The 17,962-nt window shown below is 58.5% G+C and carries 21 protein-coding genes; 5 read left to right on the top strand and 16 right to left on the bottom strand.

Translation table 11 applies throughout. The features are described 5' to 3' along the window. Positions 1-603: 603 nt before the first annotated feature. From AAHM38_RS15930 to AAHM38_RS15900, 7 genes are all read right to left on the bottom strand, one after another. On the bottom strand, positions 604-1,014 hold the full coding sequence (locus tag AAHM38_RS15930; RefSeq protein ID WP_012762972.1) for a hypothetical protein: 411 nt from the start codon (positions 1,012-1,014) through the stop codon (positions 604-606). Positions 1,015-1,108: 94 nt separating this feature from the next. Continuing rightward, positions 1,109-1,498, bottom strand: coding sequence for a hypothetical protein (locus AAHM38_RS15925; protein ID WP_012762973.1), 390 nt, complete (start codon positions 1,496-1,498; stop codon positions 1,109-1,111). Beyond that, the gene (locus tag AAHM38_RS15920; protein ID WP_012762974.1) at positions 1,495-2,151 is read right to left on the bottom strand and encodes a DUF1444 family protein; all 657 of its coding nucleotides are present in this window, start codon (positions 2,149-2,151) and stop codon (positions 1,495-1,497) included. The genes AAHM38_RS15925 and AAHM38_RS15920 overlap by 4 nt, the downstream gene beginning before the upstream one ends. 4 nt (positions 2,152-2,155) lie before the next feature. Next, positions 2,156-2,695: a YrhB domain-containing protein gene (locus AAHM38_RS15915; protein WP_012762975.1), complete on the bottom strand. Its 540-nt coding sequence runs from the start codon at positions 2,693-2,695 to the stop codon at positions 2,156-2,158. Between the two features lie 78 nt (positions 2,696-2,773). After that, positions 2,774-3,217, bottom strand: a complete 444-nt coding sequence (locus AAHM38_RS15910; RefSeq protein ID WP_146049739.1) for a hypothetical protein — start codon at positions 3,215-3,217, stop codon at positions 2,774-2,776. A gap of 86 nt (positions 3,218-3,303) precedes the next feature. Next, entirely contained in the window at positions 3,304-3,801 is a 498-nt protein-coding gene (locus AAHM38_RS15905; RefSeq protein WP_012762976.1) for a hypothetical protein, read from the bottom strand. Then, entirely contained in the window at positions 3,794-4,030 is a 237-nt protein-coding gene (locus tag AAHM38_RS15900; RefSeq protein WP_012762977.1) for a hypothetical protein, read from the bottom strand. The genes AAHM38_RS15905 and AAHM38_RS15900 overlap by 8 nt, the downstream gene beginning before the upstream one ends. A 393-nt stretch (positions 4,031-4,423) precedes the next feature. Between AAHM38_RS15900 and AAHM38_RS15895 the strand changes: the two genes are divergently transcribed. Next, entirely contained in the window at positions 4,424-5,362 is a 939-nt protein-coding gene (locus tag AAHM38_RS15895) for a helix-turn-helix transcriptional regulator (RefSeq protein ID WP_342234297.1), read from the top strand. Between the two features lie 1,120 nt (positions 5,363-6,482). Here AAHM38_RS15895 and AAHM38_RS15890 read toward each other — a convergent pair. From AAHM38_RS15890 to AAHM38_RS15860, 7 genes are all read right to left on the bottom strand, one after another. Further along, complete coding sequence (locus AAHM38_RS15890; protein ID WP_012762981.1) at positions 6,483-6,770, bottom strand: hypothetical protein; 288 nt, start codon at positions 6,768-6,770, stop codon at positions 6,483-6,485. A 33-nt stretch (positions 6,771-6,803) separates the two neighbouring features. Beyond that, a complete protein-coding gene (locus AAHM38_RS15885; RefSeq protein ID WP_182552941.1) occupies positions 6,804-7,043 on the bottom strand; it encodes a hypothetical protein in 240 nt (79 codons plus the stop codon). Between the two features lie 405 nt (positions 7,044-7,448). After that, a complete protein-coding gene (locus AAHM38_RS15880) occupies positions 7,449-8,591 on the bottom strand; it encodes a hypothetical protein (protein ID WP_012762984.1) in 1,143 nt (380 codons plus the stop codon). A gap of 104 nt (positions 8,592-8,695) precedes the next feature. Beyond that, on the bottom strand, positions 8,696-9,397 hold the full coding sequence (locus tag AAHM38_RS15875; RefSeq protein ID WP_012762985.1) for a hypothetical protein: 702 nt from the start codon (positions 9,395-9,397) through the stop codon (positions 8,696-8,698). Positions 9,398-9,477: 80 nt separating this feature from the next. After that, entirely contained in the window at positions 9,478-9,675 is a 198-nt protein-coding gene (locus AAHM38_RS15870) for a hypothetical protein (RefSeq protein WP_012762986.1), read from the bottom strand. A 320-nt stretch (positions 9,676-9,995) separates the two neighbouring features. Continuing rightward, the gene (locus AAHM38_RS15865; protein ID WP_012762988.1) at positions 9,996-10,568 is read right to left on the bottom strand and encodes a DUF4189 domain-containing protein; all 573 of its coding nucleotides are present in this window, start codon (positions 10,566-10,568) and stop codon (positions 9,996-9,998) included. A 16-nt stretch (positions 10,569-10,584) separates the two neighbouring features. Further along, the gene (locus tag AAHM38_RS15860) at positions 10,585-11,037 is read right to left on the bottom strand and encodes a hypothetical protein (RefSeq protein WP_146049741.1); all 453 of its coding nucleotides are present in this window, start codon (positions 11,035-11,037) and stop codon (positions 10,585-10,587) included. A 212-nt stretch (positions 11,038-11,249) separates the two neighbouring features. On the opposite strand from AAHM38_RS15860, the gene AAHM38_RS15855 reads away from it, so the two are divergent. Further along, entirely contained in the window at positions 11,250-11,609 is a 360-nt protein-coding gene (locus AAHM38_RS15855) for a helix-turn-helix domain-containing protein (protein WP_375139916.1), read from the top strand. 455 nt (positions 11,610-12,064) lie between these two features. Next, positions 12,065-12,778 (top strand): hypothetical protein, encoded by a 714-nt coding sequence (locus tag AAHM38_RS15850; RefSeq protein ID WP_012762990.1) that lies wholly within the window; start codon positions 12,065-12,067, stop codon positions 12,776-12,778. A gap of 1,466 nt (positions 12,779-14,244) precedes the next feature. Here AAHM38_RS15850 and AAHM38_RS15845 read toward each other — a convergent pair. Further along, a complete protein-coding gene (locus AAHM38_RS15845) occupies positions 14,245-14,754 on the bottom strand; it encodes an HAD domain-containing protein (protein ID WP_012762992.1) in 510 nt (169 codons plus the stop codon). 1,067 nt (positions 14,755-15,821) lie between these two features. Here AAHM38_RS15845 and AAHM38_RS15840 point away from each other — a divergent pair. Next, positions 15,822-16,076, top strand: a complete 255-nt coding sequence (locus AAHM38_RS15840) for a hypothetical protein (RefSeq protein WP_012762994.1) — start codon at positions 15,822-15,824, stop codon at positions 16,074-16,076. 93 nt (positions 16,077-16,169) lie between these two features. Then, on the top strand, positions 16,170-16,445 hold the full coding sequence (locus tag AAHM38_RS15835; RefSeq protein ID WP_012762995.1) for a hypothetical protein: 276 nt from the start codon (positions 16,170-16,172) through the stop codon (positions 16,443-16,445). 489 nt (positions 16,446-16,934) lie between these two features. Here AAHM38_RS15835 and AAHM38_RS15830 read toward each other — a convergent pair whose 3' ends face one another. Further along, positions 16,935-17,384 carry a helix-turn-helix transcriptional regulator gene (locus AAHM38_RS15830; RefSeq protein WP_012762996.1) on the bottom strand — a complete coding sequence of 150 codons (450 nt, stop codon included), beginning with the start codon at positions 17,382-17,384 and terminating at the stop codon, positions 16,935-16,937. Between the last annotated feature and the right edge of the window lie 578 nt (positions 17,385-17,962).

The raw sequence follows: 17,962 nt of genomic DNA, 5'->3' as shown, positions 1-17,962 counted from the left end.
TCTCTATCGGTGTCGATGACCGCTCTTGGCCGAAAGCGGACGACGGCAGACTGCCAAGCTACTACTCCTTCAAGCGCTTCACGGTATCTCTCCGCCAGTCTAGGAAATCGCTCTGGCTCGGCGTACCTTTGAGACCCACAAAATAGTGTACTCGTAAGGCCATTCCCATCGGGGCCTCGTGAAAGAAGAAATCGTCGTCTTGAACTCCAATCCCCAATTCTTCGCAGTACGACTTATCGGTAAATAATCGATGGTATTCGGCCAACAGCGACCACGCGGCAGCTTCAGAATAGCCAAATAGTGATTGCATATTCGTGCATGCGCGCTCGAATAGGCGGTTGACTTCCGAATCAGAAGATATTTTCTGTCTCATGGCGGGTTCACCATATAGGTATTGAACAGGTCAGTAGCGGTTGGAGTGGATGCTGGCTTAAGGCGAAACTTCAGCGCATTGAATGGGCAGCCAGCCAGGGGCGTCGGGGCAATGGTCCATGGCGTAGTGTCAGCGACCGCTCCTGGCCGACTGCTGCCTGCCACCGCGACGGCGGCCCGCCTCAGCCAGGCGCACTGCAAACAGTTCTCACGCCGCACAGATGCTGCTCGTCATGAAGCCTCGCACATAGGAATAAGCTCGTTTTTATGTAGCTGTACCAGAGCGCGGAGCCAAGCGTTGCACGTGGACTCATTGTCCATCACCCAACAGTCAAGCTTCTTCATTGTGTCGGCATCTCGCCAGTGCTCCATTCCGAGCTTGTACATCTGAGTAACCTCTGGTGGCGCCAAAACTCGAAGCGCACCCAGCATGGCCGTCTGCTTTTCGAGCGGCACCGCCTCGAAGTATGTCCAGGCCCCAGAACGTATCGTCTGGGAGAACCAGGTGAGCGCTTCGATAAACGCAAAAGCAGAGGGAGGAGCGCCGTAGTCGGGCTTGCGCGCGTCAATGCCGGGCCAACTCAACAAGATGCCCTGAAGCTCGACAAGCGCGTCAAATTCCGAGCTCGCCAGCAACTGCATAAGGTAGTCCTGAGAATATCTTGGCATATGTACTTCCAACGTTGGAGGGTACTAACGCATGGTCCACCCGCTCGTGGCCGAAAGCGGACGGCGGCTAAAACCCCGGCGCCGGACGCCAACTGACGTAGCTCGGAAATGGCGCAGTGGCGTGGAACGCAAGAAAAATTTCGACAACCTGGTTCGCCATGAACCACTCGTCGGAGCGCATCGGAATGTTGCCGGCTCCGAAGACCAGGATGGTTCCACCAGGGCGGGCGGCGTTCGGCTTGTCATGGAATGCCCTGGAGCGAACCTCTGTCGGCACGTCGAATAGCTCAACCATGCAACTTATGCCACCACCGGCGACCTGGACGTAGTTGCCTGACTCATTCGTCAAAGAGGCATAGGAGGACCGCCCATAGCTTTTGAGCGACCGAATCGCTCTAGCGACCTGCGCCGCAGTCGGATTGCTAATGCCGGCTTTACCTTCGACTTCGAGTTTCATTGGATGACTTGCTGCCATCTAGCGCCTGCACGTTGATACAAGTAAGGGTGCAGCTTGTGGTCGCAATTTTCAGAACGCTCCACGACCTGCTGAAGTTCCATTAGACCTTGCGCCGAAGATGAGTCGCAGAATGCGAGCAGGTCACGTGCTGGTGCAACCGCAACAAAACGCTCCCGAACAAGTTGCGCGCACCAGTGATTCCACATGACATCAAGCGCAAGAAGACTAGCTTCGAAGTTGCCGCCCATGAGTGCGACATAGATGGCGCCGTACTCGCGGACGACCAGCTTTTCTTCAGCTAGGGCCTGAAGATTCGAAACAGCCATCGAGTGGAGCTGGTCAACTGATACACCTTCTTGGTCCAGGTGCCGATGTTGGACGTACTCGAAATGACTGTCCGCGTCCACGAGGTACGAAAGCCGCAGGTCGTCAGTAAAAGGCTGAAAAACGGGGGAATCCCCTCGCGATAGCGAAATTGCGGGTGATGAGTCTTGCACCATGGGCTTCAAGTAAGCAACGGCGCGCGCGCAGAAGTCGCTTCCAGTCATAGAGCAAAGTTCCGCCAATCTAGAATGACTGCAACACTGCCACAACCCGGCGAATTCGGGCAACTGGCCGCCATCTGATGAGCTGATTGATGGTGCGAGGGACATGGTTTTATGCAACCGCAGTGCGATACACAACGGCACTGAGAAATCCAATTTCTGCAAGGCGGGCTACTAGGCAGTTCGCAGACGCTACGTCAGAGGTTTCGATGACGGTGTTCTGCGAGGCCAGACAACAATCGACGGCTCGTTTGGCCTCCTCAAGACCTAGCGGCGCGAACTTGCGAATCAGCCGTGTCGCTTCCACCTTCTGTGCTCCCGGCAACCATCCCGTAAGGCGAACCTGCGCGACTTGATATGCATTCGCATCTCCGCAGGCGCGGAATGCTTCGATGGATTCGACAACGGGTCTGAGGTAACTGATGAAAGCGGCATACCCATCTAGGCGACTAACAAAGAAGGGGGCATTTCCGACCAGTTGGAAACCAAATTCTCCCGTTCTGAGAAAACGGGCTGACTGGTAGCAGAAGACCCAGCCGACATCGAACTCTTGGGTGTATTCGTCGACAACAATCGCTTCGTTGCTGTCCCAACCTGCCTCGGTGATGGCACGTTGGGCAATTTCCTTTGCTTGCTCGGTTGTTAGTTCCATCAGAGGCTAACTTGGTCAATATGCCCGGCCATTTTATGCATACCGGAGCGACCGTTCGCGGCCGAGAGCGGACGGCGGTTAAACGATGGCTTTTGGCAATGGCAATGCCTTCAGCAAAGTGCGGGCGTGTCGCACCATTCGAACGCGTTTGATTGCCCAAACGAGGTAGGCCGCCAAGATAACGACCGCCAACAGGCTGGCCGGCTGTCGCCAAGCGGTGCTCGCGAGGAACAGGAGTATTGGAGGCAAGGCGAGACATAGGAATGTCTCCTCCGCTGCGCTATCGCACACAATCGCTCCGTTCGCATGGTCACGCCAGCCCACGAGTGTCTGCCAGTTGCCCTCTTCCTCAAGGAAAGCCGTGATTGTCATGCCCGCCAACAATCGTGGTGTGCCAGGCGCGGGCACGGAATACTCTATGCGCGCGCCAGCGGTGAAGTTGAAGAGGGTGACCCGACGACGGTTCTTCGATGAAGGAGTTACGCCGGAGATGCTATCGAAGTGGACTGTTTCGAGCGGCATTCTTAGTAAAGCGAAGCCAAAGAATCCATGAGCGGCCGCATTTGGCGGGCAGGAGCCTCACAGGCTTGCCCGGATTTGTGGCTCATTCACGCACTGTGATTGAGCGCGAACGTTTCACGAGTCATTGATGCGAGATTTGTAAGGGCAACCGGGAAAATATCCTCGCCGCCAAGCAAGCTCGCCAAGCCGTCCGCTTGCGCGTGCGAAAGTTCTGCCGCGTTGGGGTTGAACCAAAACCGATGCTCACCACAATACAAGCAGAGTGCGGGCCCGGTCCGGTAGCCCAGTAACGTACGACCATGGCTTGTTACCGCTGCAACCGCGCAGTACAGATATTTGAAGGATGCGGCGAGCGCCGAGTTAGGCAAAGGAAAGACGTACGAATCGGCGAAATCAATTGCCTCAAGCTTCTCCCTACACGCATTTGGGTCATACCCGAGAGCGGCCAGCGTATCGAAGTCGTCTGGCTCGTAGTACGAAGCCCAAACGGCGTTCTGTCGAAGGTCGGACTCGCTGACATCGACAAGCTTTTTCAACGTGAACTCTCGGGCGCTGGGCATTTCATCAGTAAGTGCATCAGCCATTGCCGAATTCGGTGCTACTCATCACGCCAATCTCGACCACCTTGGCAATGAAGTCCAGGGCTTCGCCTTCCGACATGCCGCCATCCAGCAGGGCACTTATCTCGACAACCTCGTGGGTACCTCGGCCACTGGGAGTCTTCACGAAGATAGATGCCCTCTCACCGTCGCCGCTGAGCGAGACCGCAATCTCATGGTTCTTTGCAACGCGTCGCCTGTTCAGGTCTGCCATAAGCCCTCCATTCGGGTCGAAGAATCCTAGCACGACGAATTGCTCTCAAAGGGCGCGCGATTGGCGACTAGGTGGGGCGGGTTGCACGCGTCGGCGTCGCGCCAGATACTGAAAGCTGCTGAACACGTTCGCCGTCAACGCTACGTCGGTTTGCGACTAGCAGCTCGGGAAGTCCATGTCCAAGAAAGCAAGGTCAAACGCAGTTTTCCACACCCCGTTCGAGGGTAAGCCGGCCCCCCCTCTCGAGTTGGCCTCTTCGCGTTCTCGCCAGATGTGCACCTGAAGCTATACAGCGTAGGCACCCAGCGGGAAATCACGACTCTGGGTCTCGCGGCGGCCTGGAAGCGCCTGACTCGCTTCCTCCGGAAGGAGCGCCAGGATGAGGTGAAAGGCATGCGATTGATGGCAGGCGTGCTCGAAGAATTCTCCGCCAAGCTTGGCGGCCAACCGCAGTGGGAGGAATTCAACCGTGCACTGGCAGGGGACGCTGCTGCCAAAGCCAAGGTGGAGGAGCGGAGCCGCTTTGAATGGCTCTTTCGCGGATTCGATACGGGCCCGGAAGACTGGAGGGAACATCACTTCTACCTCATAGCCCTCGAGCGTGCCGGCATCACGGCGTTGCACATGGGCCTGGCCGGAGACCTTCCCAGCACTGCTGATTACATCGCCACGCACCCATTGCTCAAGCACCTCCTGTGGCCGGAGGCGTACGAAGCGTTCAGGCGCGCAAGTCAGCTCGACGATTTGCGCGCGCTGATATTCGCCATGAGCGTGGACGCTCACCTGGGCTATCTGGCTGCGTGGGATGTGCAGTTGGCTGCCGGCGGCGACTCCGTATTCAGTTGCATGATGCCATCCAGCACGCGTCCTGGCCGCAATCCGACCAGCCTGTTCTATGACGAGCTGCAACGTCGACTGGGCAAGGACAGTATCGGGCGGGTGTTATCGAGCTTTGAAGGCAGTCGGACCGGACTGGACCAAAGCACGCTCAATCGCTGGAGCGCCGGCACACATAGTCCGGATTTGGCAACCCTTCACGTCCTACTGGACGCCTATGGCTTGAAGCGGTCGGACGAACTCCTCTACCCGCAATTTTGGTGTGCCAAGAACTTGAACATGCTGGGCCACTATGCGCAGCGCTTGGTCGATGCTGCCCACCTAGCGGCCGACAGCCCCGAAGTCGTCAAGATATGGCCGTGGCCGGACTACCCCTTTGGCCATAAGAGTTTCGAGGCCTGGGTGGCCGACCGCTATCCATATTGGCTCGCCTACCACCGCGAGCACGGCGAAGAAGTGAAAGCCTTAGCGCTACCGCAGGTCAATGCCGCCTAGTAGCGACATTGACCGATTTGGGGCTTACTTGCCCTTCGGCACGTTGTTGCTACGACCGCCGCCGGACGGTTTACCCGTCTCGCTGGGCTTGTTCGCGGGGTACACGGGTTGGTTGGATGCGTTCATTTCAATCTCCTAAGTGAGCCGCCAGGACCATCCCGACGACAAGCTCACTGTCGCGCATCGACTTCGATTGAGCACTGGCAATGTTTGGACAAATTCGCCTCCCGACGCTCGGAGTGCCACCGGGAACATCCTGCGTCGGCGTCTCAACTGGGCGCTATCGGCGCTTTATGGTGGATGATGGATTCATCCACGCCCCAAAGACCGACGGCTGCCAAGAGGCAGCCGTCGTAGGCGGGGTTCTCTATCTACGCTTGCGCAGAACTTCCACTCCAGGCGGGACCTGGATGGCCAGGTGGCGCTACGTTTTTTGCACCCGCTTGTACGTAGCCTTTGCGGTAATGATTCTATCGTGTCGTACATCGCTATCCAACGACACAATGGGCATGCCGTCGCGACACATCTCGCGGAAGCCGCTACCAGGTGCCCAACTGCTGAAAAAGCTAGTCTCGTTAGCCTCTAAGGGATACTGCGGGCGCCGTTCCGACACAAACCTCAAAAGCCGCCTAGTTGGCGGCTTTGTCTTTTGCGGCGAGACATTGATTCACCTGCCGCCGAGGGCTTCGCGAATGCTCACCAGCGTCTGCGAGGGTGCCGCAACAAGCTTGTCGCGGATGGGGCAACCGGACCATGCAGTCAATCGTCCGCCTCCGGCAGCAGGCTGCCACCAGCGTCCCAAACGTCTGCTCGCAATTCTCGTCGTAGGTAGCTGAATTCAAGCGTGTCCCAAGCAAGCCCCTCCGCCTGCTTGCGTCGGATGTACTCATCTTCCCGCGCGCGTATTTGTTCTGCACTCAGATGCACGCGTCTCCTCCATGCTGCCGCCGTCTTGTGGCCCGACGCTGTTTGCGCTGCTCTGCTCGCAGCCCCTTCTTGTACTCTCGCCCAAGAGCATTCGCAGGAATCGATAGCGCAGTGACAAGTTGACGTCGATTCAGCACATCGAGTCGCGTCAACAACGCTTGTTCAATCGCATCGATAAGAACCGTCTCTGATTTCATACGCCGGTCTCCTTTGCGATGCCGATACGTGCTCCTGTTGTCGACTCCGACTCGGCCGCGACGAGAATTGCACCGGGAACGGCGGCTTTCACATCGGTCGTCGCCGCACGAATTGCTTCGGTGGCTGATGTCGCTTCGCGACAGAATTCGAGGCAGACATATCCAGCAACACCAATACCCACCAGTGCATCGGTGCAACCTATTGCGCCCAACCGCTCCACAATATCGTCATGGCCAGCGTCAGACGGGGGCAGCGTGAACCGGAGCGTGAACTGGTATCGCATGAGCGTCTTCTGCCTCCAAGTACTACATAGCCTCTACTGCTCGCCGGCTCTGCGCCTCGCATCCTTCTCGGCAGCCAGCCATGCGTCCCATTCGCCGGACTGCTTCCTCCGTCCATCCACATAAAACGCGACGCCAACCAGAACAACCAAAGGCCCCATGGCCGCCGTGGCAAGCCAGACATTCACGGTGGCAGGGTCACAAGCTTGCGCAGGCGCGACGACAAGTTCTGCAAAGACCGCGACACCGCTCATGAACTGTCCGGCTACTGCCATGATGATTCCGATGGTTGTGCGTCGCACCACCCCCTCCGCGCTTTTCTTCGCTGCAAGCAAAACAGTAAGTGTGCGGTAATGACGGCTCCAGAAACATCCTCCCTTCGGTGATAGCTCTTGGTATGAAACTCACGGACAAGCTACTTCGCTTCGCTGCGTCACAAGAGAACATCGACCGAGTCGCGATGCGGTTCGCGATTGGAGTTGCCTTGCTCGGCGTGCCAGTCGCCATCGCAACCATCGTGGCCATGATTGCCAGGTAGCCGACCGCGTATCGCGCGGTGCGGCATCAGCAGTCAACAACCCAGCCTCCCTGCTGTACTGCGGCCGAAATGACATCCGCGTGCGAGCCCCGAACCCCTGGGGTGTTCCGGGCTCACCTCACTTCGGACGGCGCGGCCGCGCTCACCGTTTGGCGCAGATTGCCAGGAAGTTGGTACCTACCTTGCCATAGAGCGCAATGCTCGCAGACAGTGGCAAGACGAAGTGACCGATATAGGTGGCGCTCGACATCACGGCCGCGACGCCGTTGAAACCCAGGGCCGAATAGCCAGTGGTCGCTTGGACGGGCAGCTTGTTGTAATCGAGGGCGTACTGCACGCCGCCGGCCGTGACAGCAGTCCCGCTCACGGTCGGCGTCAACCCATCCGAGCAGACCCACGAACCATCGAACTCGTTACCGGCCAGCGTCGCCAGCTTCACGCCACCGAGGATGCCCGTGCGAACTGGGGAGCTCGTCGTGTTGAACCAGTCAATGAGCACGACAGGGCCACGGTCACCGGCGGCGACACGTACGACCCCGACGCGGGTGCCGCTGGACTTCAGCTCGAACCCTGGCAACGTTGCGTTGTAGGCCATGGTCAGGTTGCGAGTGGTGAGGACGTTGTTGCCCACTGCGGTACAGCCAGTGCCGTTGAACGTACCGTTCTCGCAAACCGTCACGGTCGCGCCATCGCTTGCGATGTTGAACTCGCCGGCGGCGAGGTATGGAGAAGTGCCGTCGGTGTTCGTTGTACGCCCGGCATAGGCGTAGGTTCCCGCCAGCTTGGTGCCATCCGTCGCACTGTAGCCGGTGCCGGTCACCGTGGATGCTTTGCCGCCCACCGTTGCGGTGCCTGTGATGGTTTTCGTGCGCGTGTCGACGGTGACGTTGAGCCCCGAGCCCGTGTAGGAGACGAAATCGCCGTTCACTGTCTTGGTGACGGCCGCCGCGCTCGTGCTGCTCAGCCCATACTGCGTCGATTGAACCGTGATGGTGAAGGTCGGCGCATTGGGGTTGGTAGTGTCGACGGTCAGTCGCCAGCTATCGCCGATAGCGGCCGTCAGGTCGTAGATATCCTGGGTGGAACTGGTGGACAGTGGGGTCGCGCCCAAGCTCGCTACCGTCGCGGCGGATTGCGACGCAACGGTGCTCGTGCCGCCAGTGGTACCCGTGCTCGTCGTGCCCCCAGCGCTCGACGACGTGCCGTTGTCGCCACCGCCGCATGCAGCCAGCGCGGCGGCCATTGCAATTGCGGATACGGATGCTGCAGTACGACTACCCCTCATGTGCTGTCCTTATTGTGAAATCAATCTAGCGCAAGCATCGCTGCGAAGACAGCAGGATGCTGCGACAACTCGTACCAAGTGCTCGTCTATCGCGTCCTTACCCATCAATTTTTAGCGGGCAGAACCTTGAAGGTGATTGTGTCGATATGTACACCGTCCTCTTTGGGTTTCATGCTGCGGTCGAGCTCGGCGCCCGACGACAAGTCGAAACGCCCTCTCTGATATTGAGCAGCACAATCACGGTAGTCCGCCGCCGAGTCCTTACACAGCACGCGGTCAACCAGCACAAGACCATCGAGATTCGACTTGGCGGCAACAAGGTCTCCCGTCGTTCCGAGAAACATCGACCCTGCGGTGGAGGCAAAGCCAATCGTGTCCAGGTCGGCATTGCGCACCACCACCGGCGCACGCAGGTTAAAGAGTCCGGGCACGCTAAACGTCTCAATCGACGTCCAACCGCCGACTTCGGCAACGAAGTCCTTTTGAGAGACGATGGCCGGCTGTCCGGGATGCCACTTCTCTGCAATCTGCACATACTCGGCATAGGCCTTGTTACGCTCAGCTTCGTCAAGCTTGCGTAACGGCCCCACTGCGCCCACCAGAATCAGCCCTGCCGTGGCTTGAGAATTCAACGCCCCGGCGACAACCTTTTTCGCCGCCGAAGACTCCGCATTTCGCTGAAGCTGGCTTCGAGCGTTATCGATATCGGATGTCGATGGCCCGACTCCCAGGCGGACGCCATCGCGGGTAACTGAGCAGCCTTCCAGCGCCAGGCCAACCACAATAGCAAGCAGAAATTTGTACATGGATGCAGACCCTGCGTTGGGGGATTCAGTGCTCGTCACACTTCAGAGATACCGACAGCTTCTTCGCCTCACCACAAGCACTAGGCACTCTTCAGCCGCCTGCCCTTGGCAGTTCGTCGCCGTTTTTTGAGTTCATCTCGCAGCGCCTTTTTGAACTCATGCCCCACTGCCGTAGCGGGCATCGACATAACCGCGACGACGCTCGGTCGACTGAGTTTGTCGAATCGCTTCAACAACGCTTGTGCAATCGCGTCGACGACGACTTCCTCCAGTTTCATGCGCCACTCCATGACCATGTGCGTTATCGAGGCCGGCCTCTGTCTATCCAATCCTGCACCTCCTCGCCCGACAGTCTGAAGCGCGCATAGTTGTAGGTCGCCAGATACTGGAGTTCCGTATTCAACATCTGGCGGAACCACTCGACATCGGCCGCAGGAATCCTGGCGTCCTCGATAGCTCGGTCAAAAGTTACCCCGCAGGCAACTATCTGCCGAACGGCGTCACCAAGATGAAGTCGGTAACGCAGGCGCATCGCTAAATCCACCGCCCCCCTTCCGCTTCTTGAGTGAGACGTATCGAGTCGGCGTCGACGGTCTTCTCAACAACCGTCCGGCTTCCACACGAACTTCTGCTCGAGCGGGTCGTAGCAATAGGCGGCTTGAAAACGGACAACGCAGCCATTCTCAAATCGCCTTGTGCAATCGCCGTTCTCGCAGTACGTTTCGGACCGCAAAACCTTGCCGGTGGGCGGCCGGCAGTTGCCCGAGGACACTGGCGCCTGCACGACCGTCTGACCCTCGTCGTACCAGACGTGCGCGGCCTCGTTTGGGCACTCTCCGCGTTTGCCACATTCGGCATGCGCTTCGTCGATGGCCTTTTGCCGGTCGCGGTTCCAAGCCAGCCCGATTGCACCATTGCTTGCATGGAACACGGCCCAGTATCTCGGTCCCTCGGTAGCACCAGCGATGGAACACTTTCTCTTTGTTCCGCCGTCATTGCGGCAGTTGCGCAAGGCCAATTCTCGCGCCTTGGCCACAGTGGGTTGGCTACCGACGAAATAGTAGGCAATCCCTTCCGGCGTGTCGGCACCAGCCACGGCTGCCGCGCCGAAAGCGTGCGAAGCCAAACAAAGCAGGCCGCATGCGAGTGCGCCGCGATTCAGAATCGGCATCGCTCTCCCTCGCTGCTCATCGAACAACCTGGATGCGGAGTCTGCGTACGTACGACGGAATACCGTTATCCCGATAGGCGCAAAACGCGCCTGCAGTACCTTCCGTCCAGCCAGCAGTTTTCGTCACCGGTTTGCTCGGGTCGCACACATACGTGATGAGTTCCCCAATCAACTCTTCATCGGCGGATTGAACTTGCAGAGCCGCTCCCGGAGCGCACGCGTAGAACTGGCTTCCGTTCACGATGCCGCCGTGCAGAACCAGTCCCTCGAAGCTCGGCAAGCCCCTCGGTTGTGCTGGATGATTCAGATAGCAGTGGTCCTTGTTGACACCAACAGGCTGAGGTGTAGGAAGAAAGGCCGGCTTCTGGGGCTGCGAAGCCACCGTGGTGGTGGGCCGCCTGGCGCTATTCGGCGCGACACAACCTGTGCCCATGGCTGCAACCAGAACAGCCAACAGTAGATGCTTCATTTTTGTCTTGACCCCTCATGGTCCTGTTATCGGCCGGGTCGCAACGACGCTCAGGCATTGCCCAGTGGCTTTGCCCGCGTCATTTGGACTCCCCCTACTGAGTGAGCATCGCGGCCCGCTCAACATACACATAATGTTGTTTTGCCATATTTTATGTCGTTAACTTGTTTGCGCGCCAGCCAGACACTCCATGTCGTTACACGACAACAGATGTGGCAATGGCGACAGCGAATCGGATACAGGCAGTTGCAAACCGGCTGGGCAAAGCCATCGCGCGGGAGCGGATGGCCCGCGAGCTGACCCAAGAGCAGTTGGCCGAGCTGCTCGGCGTCGAACAGGAGACCATCAGCCGCTTCGAGCGGGGCTCGACCCTGCCGCCACTGCCGCGCCTGATTCAACTGGCAGACGTGTTCAACGTTCCGTTGGAGTCACTGCTGCGAACTACGACGGGCCGACCTGCGGATGAGGCCGTGGACATCTCCAAGATGCTGGCAAAGCTGGACGGGGACGGACGTGACTTTGTTCGTCGCTGGGTCACCGAGATGTGCGAGAAACTTGCCAGGAAGCGATAATCACCGGTACGGTGATGAGGGCCTTCCTCGACGAACTTCTGCACGACTTGCTAGCAGTTCAAGCCCCCTGCTCAGAGGTGTCGTCGGCGAGCGCGCGCTCTAGCAGAACTCTCATCCCCTTCCTTGCGACAGACAACGCCGGTGAGCCAGAGCCCGACGAACTCGGCAATCCGTTTCGCGCATAAGCGCCGTCAACTCTGCCGCCCCCCCACGCACGGCCGGTCCCTCAGTTGCGTGGCGTCCGTCCCGCTATCAAGCGCACAGACACTCCGGAACAATCCTTGCAAATACAGTTGTTGCGCTTGCACAACGATTGCATTTGGATATGTTTGGTTATCTTTGTCTATCTTTTAAAAATAAAAACTCCCCTCACAACCCATTGCCACCCAATCCACGTAGCGTTAAATTGAATTAACTCCTCGCACAGGAGCACCAATAACACTAATGGATTGGCAATGGAAATCAAAACATTCTTGGATTTTGAATTTGATATCGACGAGCTTCGTAGTAAATCAGCACCGCTGTACTGCCGCTATGCTAGCGAACTCGAACCCCAAACCGCATACATCGAAATCGACTGCAGGAACGGTGCTATAGACGTCGGTTATTACAGCGAAATCGGCAATGCAGTCCCGGTAGCCGTCGCATACCAGCGAGCTCGCCGTTACAGCATCCCTGCGAACGTCAGCGGTAAAGCGCTTGCCGAGTTGCTGGAATCGTCGGAATTTCTGGCACTAGCAGAACGCATCTACCAGGGTGTCACCATCAATCAAAATGGCGGAAATTTTATTGGCCGAGCCGACGACGATGCCCAAGAGGCCGAAGAAGAACTTCGGTCTCAACTGCACAGCCTGAACCACCATTTGCTAGAAGTCTGGGACGTCGATGACTGGTTGTTCACCAACCACGTACTAGAGGAACACTGGTATCACGAGCCACTCCGCCTGGCCGTCGAGAATCTGCGAATTGCAGCGGAGGAGGAAAGCGTATTTATCGACGGCGACCTCGGAACTGCACTCCTTGATTCCGCCCACTTCCGCTTCCGACACGGCTACACAGTGTCCAAGGCGCATGTCGACGCGCTCTTGGCTCACGGCATGATTGGTCTCGACGAAAGCCAGCAATGGCGTGAGCAGTCTTGGCGGCATCTGCCCGACAAACAAGAGTGAAGCGAGCGAGACACCGTAGCTGCCGACAGCCGAGTGGCTGCTTCTGCGATTGTCGGCAGCAGGTCGCCCAGTACGGCCCCGGCCTCGGAGGATTCAGCGCCTCTCATTCGCCAGCGTCCCATGATGTGACCTCATCGCAAGCGGCGACAGTGGCGACTACTTCGCAACGATGGCCACGATTGTCACTACGGCAACCAGTGCCCCGAGAACTGCGACGACAATGGCAAGCCGCGTCGCAACGCGGTCGACGTTTTCTTGAGACGCTGCGAACTGTAATAGCCATTTCATTGCGGCAATGCCCCGCCCGAGCGTCAACGACGTGCCATGACTCTGAGATGCCGACTTATCGCTGCTGGCACGGACCACAACGCCAGTAAAGCATCCAACCAAAGGAAACGTCGTGATACCTGTCCGCCGAACTCTTTAGCTGACGCTCCCGTGCTGGGCGATATGACGAAACTGCCGCTCTCCAGCATCGGGCGTGTCTGAAGTGAAATGAATTTCATAACCGTCGATATATCCGACCGCCTCATAGACGTCGGGGCGTTGCGAGCACCAAGCTTTGTAGCCCCTCGCAAATAATTCCGCCGCCATGAGGTTTCGTTACCACTAAGAGTTCAGGAGGAGGTCGTTGGTGACGTCGCAATAGCAACTAACCCGGTTGACCCGGCACCAGGTCGACCACACGTAGTCGCCGTGCTCAACTGCGGCGCCCGGCGGACCCTCGAGGAGGTATCTGCGGCCGGAGCGCGTTATGCCAACACGTGCGTGCATATCGAGGCTAACGATTGCCGAGCTCACACGCCCGGTTCCACGGTCCGGGCGAAAGCCGACAAGGTGCCTATCGCCCGCCGGTGTTTCCAAGATTCGCCAAGCTTGCAACACGATTTCTGGCACTTCAGCAACGGGACGTGCCGCCCATACAGACATGAGTTCCCCCAGCTAGGCTTCAGCCAACACTAGCGATGCCCCGCCAAAAAGGCCTCAAGGTCCCACGCGTACGCGCAACCCATCGGCTCCGACTCCCCCTCAATGACCGGCAGAGTCGATGAATGCATGTTCCGCCGAAATAGCGCCTGAGCCGGCTCTGGAATCTCTCGCATGCGTACATAAGGGACATCACCACTCCAATGCACGGGAACGCGCGGCGATTGTGGGCGGGTCGGCAATTCTTCCCGACCGGAGAGCGCGGCAGCGACGCCGCGCGCAACAAGGTCCCAGACGCTCGCGGCGTAGCGTGGGTACTCATGCAAAGTGCCGCTGTCCACTTCCCCTAAAACTTCCTCGTTCAGCATCACGTCGTAGTCCGCGTGCGCACCGCTCCTTATTCGCGCGATGTCTGCGGTTGCCAACACTCGGCGACCGTCTTCCCTACCGCCCGGCCACAATTCAACGGTCACCTTTAACATGGGTCACGCCCTCTCATTTCACGGTCTGTCGGCTGGGAAAAAGGCAGTCACCTGGCTTCAGTGCCCACCGCTGCGGCACATTTGCGCGAGCTTGTCCGCCAGTTCAGTCTGAACGCGCGCATCCCCGAGTCCGAGGCGGGGCATCGGGCAAACAAGATGATGTTCGAACGATTCGGGCCAGCAGTTGTTGTCGTCATCGAGCGCCAACCAGGCTTCAAGCCCTTTACCGCGCACATATCTCATGATTTGGTCAAATCGGGCGAGCTCGAGCCACCCCGCGAGGTCAAGCCGGTCGCCCCCGTCGCTACGGAACTCGTGAGTGGTACCCACAACGCGTTGCTGTAGCACTGCAGGCAAATACAGTTTGGCCCGAACAAATCCCAGTTTGGCAACCCAATTTGTACTGAGCACAATCTGGACGTCCGGATATGGCGACAACATTTCTGCGAGCAAGTTTGCGTGCTCGAAAATTTGTGCGCCGTCCCTACGCATCACCGGTACCCCATCGACGAGATAGACGTCGTCCGCGTGGAGACAGCCGTCGTAGTCCAAAAACAAGATTTTCATAGCGAACGTACGGCTTGCCGAGCCTATATAAAAGGAAAAACGTACTCTTCCGACATCGACTGCACGCTAGTCGATTGAAGGCGGGAGCGAGGTCAGTGGCACGATGACCCGCTTCGCGCTTCGAGGAATTGGGGCAACGCGATTGCGTCGAGCACGCCAGACATTCGGCGAATCGCTGCCGCCAACCGCACCGAAATCTCTTCCACAAATCACGTGAGCACCGCGCGTTATCGCGGGTACGTAATTCATCTATTCGCTCGATATCGCCGTTTCTCGTTGTTGCCAATAAGAAGCATGGTCCTCCCATGCGCGCAGGCAGGCAACGCCTTTTGATTACGAAACCTCCCGCCCCCGCCGCTGCTGCGAAGCCGCGCGTGGGGTGATGACGCCGCGCCAGCTCCGTACCGACGCACCACAGGACCTCGGTGCCTATACGCCAGTGAGTTCGACATGGGTCGAAACCACGAGGTCATCAATGGGGAAAAAGAATGTGGGCGGACGCCCCGGCATTACGGTCGACGACGTGAAACACGCTTGCGAGGCGCTGCGACAGCAGGGGCGGCCTATTGGGCCGGTCAATGTCCGGTTGGAATTGGGGCACGGCAGTTTCACGACTATCGTGCGCGCCCTGCGCGCACTCGGACTGACGCAGACGCGTGGGTCCAAGGGCAAATCTTCTCGATAGCGTCATTCAGCGGCCCCGACCGGGGCCGCTTCTCACCAGAGCGCTGAGCCAGCGCCTTGCAGCGACCAAACCTGCCGTCGGCCTGGCCACGTCACGCAGCGCAATGGCGTTATGTCGTGTGCGCCACGGCCACAAACTTGGCCGTACCGGGGGCCCTGCAAGGCAGTTGCTTCCGAGCGTTGGAGAACAACTGATGGCCCCAGTTGAAGACAAACGCCCTCAATCCAAAAAATTGATTCAACCGGATTTTCATTTGATTAAATTTGTATTTATTTGAATCTAAAAAAGCACCTTAACAAAAGAAAAAATCACGAATAGAATTCAACGAGCCGAGCAAGAACAACATTTTTCGCGCAAAAGAAATCACTTAATTCAACCCAACATGCAACCTACCACGCACAGATATTACAGCGCCGAATCAGTCAATGAAGAATTCGCATCGATTGGCTACGGCTTTATTGAAATTCATGACGCCCCTTGGGGAGACAACATCGTCATGATTTTCGAGATGCTCGACATCTTTGGAGAAACGCATACCTTCACGAGATTTACAGATTGCGTAGACGCTCAGGAGTGGCTGGAGCAATTCTTCGCAGGCCGGTGGTCCGACATTTTTTCAACGCCACAGCTCCATTAGCGGGGAGCTCTTGGCGCCAACCAATTATGCACGTGCGCATTGATTAATGCGTAGTGCGACCGACAAACAGACGTACAAAACAGATTTAACCCAATGAAAATATTCACACCGCCAACACGCTGCACCGTCCAGTCAGTCAATGCCGCCCTGAGGTCGGCCGGATTTCGTGATATCTACATCTATCGTGATACCTACAACGAAAGACGCATCACCAGTTCACACGAGTACACGGAAAAATCCGGTCGTTCCTATTACGTGTACCGACTGACCAGCGCCAGGAATGCGCGCGAATGGGCCGACCGCTTCGCGGCCGGCGAATGGCAGGACAAGCTCGATGCAGCGCCAACGGGGGCCAACGCAACCCAGTGACGGCAGCGTCGACTTGAGTCCCCCGGCGCCGGCCGTCGGGTCGACCACCACGCATCGCGGCGCCGTGGTCGATTTCCTGGCCTCGGGTCACGAGGTCATGCCGTGACGCCCGCCCGACCTGGCAGGCCAACACAAAAAGGCGTGGGCATCCCCTAGCAGGATGCCCACCCCTTTTCTGCTCGCCCCTCCCTAACTCCCTAACGCGGCGACCATCGAAACCTGCCCGGCGACATGGTCCCTCACCCGGTTCGCGCAACCCAGCCGATTCCCCCCGGCAACCGCGTCGAACGCTGTTCCAATCCGAGCGCGACTGCGTGGATGACATCCGACGCAGGCGAGCTTGGCCTACCGCTTCCGGTCACAGGCGCAAGGCACCTGACCCGACAGACTGGCGCCGTATCGCATCAGACGCATTGCACAGGAGCGGTAGCGCCGGTGGCGCGGGTGTCATAACCATTTTCCACCCCGACCACGACACGCCCATACGCATTAACGCACCCCGTCAGCGTCATCCCATTGGAGTTTGCGAGCCTGCCGCGCTTGCATGCGCTCCCCCGCGCTCAACTTGGGAGCCCGACGCGTGCGTGCGTGCGCGGTCGCGCCGGATGGGCGCCCCGGGTTGGCACACTGCTGCGCGATTTGCGACATGGCCAGCGCAGGCGCACCGATTGGCTCCACCGCCTCGCTGGCTCGCCCCATCTCGGGCTCCTCCTGGGAAGGCTCCGAAACATCGGGCCCCTCGGTGATGGAACAGGAGGCCCGCAGCGCCTGGTCGAGCCAGGCATAAAAGGTATCCGGGTGCCAGAGCACGCGGCCGCCGATATGGCCGGGAGCAGGCATCCGGCCCGCTTTGACGAGATTTTCGATGGTGCGGATAGACACACCGAGGACCTCAGCAACGTGTTGCTTGGTCATCGGGGTAAATGGAGTGATGGACATGAGAGCGGTTCCAAGGGGCAACTCTCAGTGCAGCGAATGGGTTTTAGCCTTCTTCCGGCCGTCGCTCCGACCAAGGGGCGCCTATCCCGGCCACGGTGTCCAGTCTCGTGCCGAAACTCGGCATCAAGGGCCGTGGACGGGCGCCGACAACCCTCAAGTGAAGGTGGAGCCGGCCGCCCCGCAACCAGCCCGGCTGCCGGAACCCGACAACGACGGCGTCCTTGCGAGCCATTCCTCCGGGGGCGCCATGGGAGACACACGGTCGACGCCGTGGACGAGTCGAAGCCCCTTGTCCCCGCCAGCGCCCCTGCTCCCCGACGCCGCCGCCTCCGCACGGGGTTCCCCGGGCCGGCACGCCAACTCACGACCAGCCTGTCGCACCCACTAAAAAATTATCTGTGCCAAATCTGTGCCAACGGCGCATTTTTCCATGTGAAATATGGGGTGCGCGCAGCTACGCGCAGGGGTGCGAAAACCCACGTAACTTGTTGATTTTGCTAGACGTGCTACACTATTGCAAAACCTGTTCCAGGGCTTGAAATTCGCGTTCGGGACGTAGAGGCCGGAGGTTCGAATCC

The sequence above is a fragment of the Ralstonia sp. OTU4908 genome (assembly GCF_038440115.1).
GTDB lineage: Bacteria > Pseudomonadota > Gammaproteobacteria > Burkholderiales > Burkholderiaceae > Ralstonia > Ralstonia pickettii.
This window is presented reverse-complemented; position numbering and strand designations above follow the sequence as displayed.

Coding starts and splice junctions, on each gene's coding strand:
- AAHM38_RS15930 (WP_012762972.1), bottom strand. CDS start 1,014: ATGCAGTTGCTGGCGAGCTCGGAATTTGACGCGCTTGTCGAGCTTCAG.
- AAHM38_RS15925 (WP_012762973.1), bottom strand. CDS start 1,498: ATGAAACTCGAAGTCGAAGGTAAAGCCGGCATTAGCAATCCGACTGCG.
- AAHM38_RS15920 (WP_012762974.1), bottom strand. CDS start 2,151: ATGTCCCTCGCACCATCAATCAGCTCATCAGATGGCGGCCAGTTGCCC.
- AAHM38_RS15915 (WP_012762975.1), bottom strand. CDS start 2,695: ATGGAACTAACAACCGAGCAAGCAAAGGAAATTGCCCAACGTGCCATC.
- AAHM38_RS15910 (WP_146049739.1), bottom strand. CDS start 3,217: ATGCCGCTCGAAACAGTCCACTTCGATAGCATCTCCGGCGTAACTCCT.
- AAHM38_RS15905 (WP_012762976.1), bottom strand. CDS start 3,801: ATGGCTGATGCACTTACTGATGAAATGCCCAGCGCCCGAGAGTTCACG.
- AAHM38_RS15900 (WP_012762977.1), bottom strand. CDS start 4,030: ATGGCAGACCTGAACAGGCGACGCGTTGCAAAGAACCATGAGATTGCG.
- AAHM38_RS15895 (WP_342234297.1), top strand. CDS start 4,424: ATGCGATTGATGGCAGGCGTGCTCGAAGAATTCTCCGCCAAGCTTGGC.
- AAHM38_RS15890 (WP_012762981.1), bottom strand. CDS start 6,770: ATGCGATACCAGTTCACGCTCCGGTTCACGCTGCCCCCGTCTGACGCT.
- AAHM38_RS15885 (WP_182552941.1), bottom strand. CDS start 7,043: ATGGCAGTAGCCGGACAGTTCATGAGCGGTGTCGCGGTCTTTGCAGAA.
- AAHM38_RS15880 (WP_012762984.1), bottom strand. CDS start 8,591: ATGAGGGGTAGTCGTACTGCAGCATCCGTATCCGCAATTGCAATGGCC.
- AAHM38_RS15875 (WP_012762985.1), bottom strand. CDS start 9,397: ATGTACAAATTTCTGCTTGCTATTGTGGTTGGCCTGGCGCTGGAAGGC.
- AAHM38_RS15870 (WP_012762986.1), bottom strand. CDS start 9,675: ATGAAACTGGAGGAAGTCGTCGTCGACGCGATTGCACAAGCGTTGTTG.
- AAHM38_RS15865 (WP_012762988.1), bottom strand. CDS start 10,568: ATGCCGATTCTGAATCGCGGCGCACTCGCATGCGGCCTGCTTTGTTTG.
- AAHM38_RS15860 (WP_146049741.1), bottom strand. CDS start 11,037: ATGAAGCATCTACTGTTGGCTGTTCTGGTTGCAGCCATGGGCACAGGT.
- AAHM38_RS15850 (WP_012762990.1), top strand. CDS start 12,065: ATGGAAATCAAAACATTCTTGGATTTTGAATTTGATATCGACGAGCTT.
- AAHM38_RS15845 (WP_012762992.1), bottom strand. CDS start 14,754: ATGAAAATCTTGTTTTTGGACTACGACGGCTGTCTCCACGCGGACGAC.
- AAHM38_RS15840 (WP_012762994.1), top strand. CDS start 15,822: ATGCAACCTACCACGCACAGATATTACAGCGCCGAATCAGTCAATGAA.
- AAHM38_RS15835 (WP_012762995.1), top strand. CDS start 16,170: ATGAAAATATTCACACCGCCAACACGCTGCACCGTCCAGTCAGTCAAT.
- AAHM38_RS15830 (WP_012762996.1), bottom strand. CDS start 17,384: ATGTCCATCACTCCATTTACCCCGATGACCAAGCAACACGTTGCTGAG.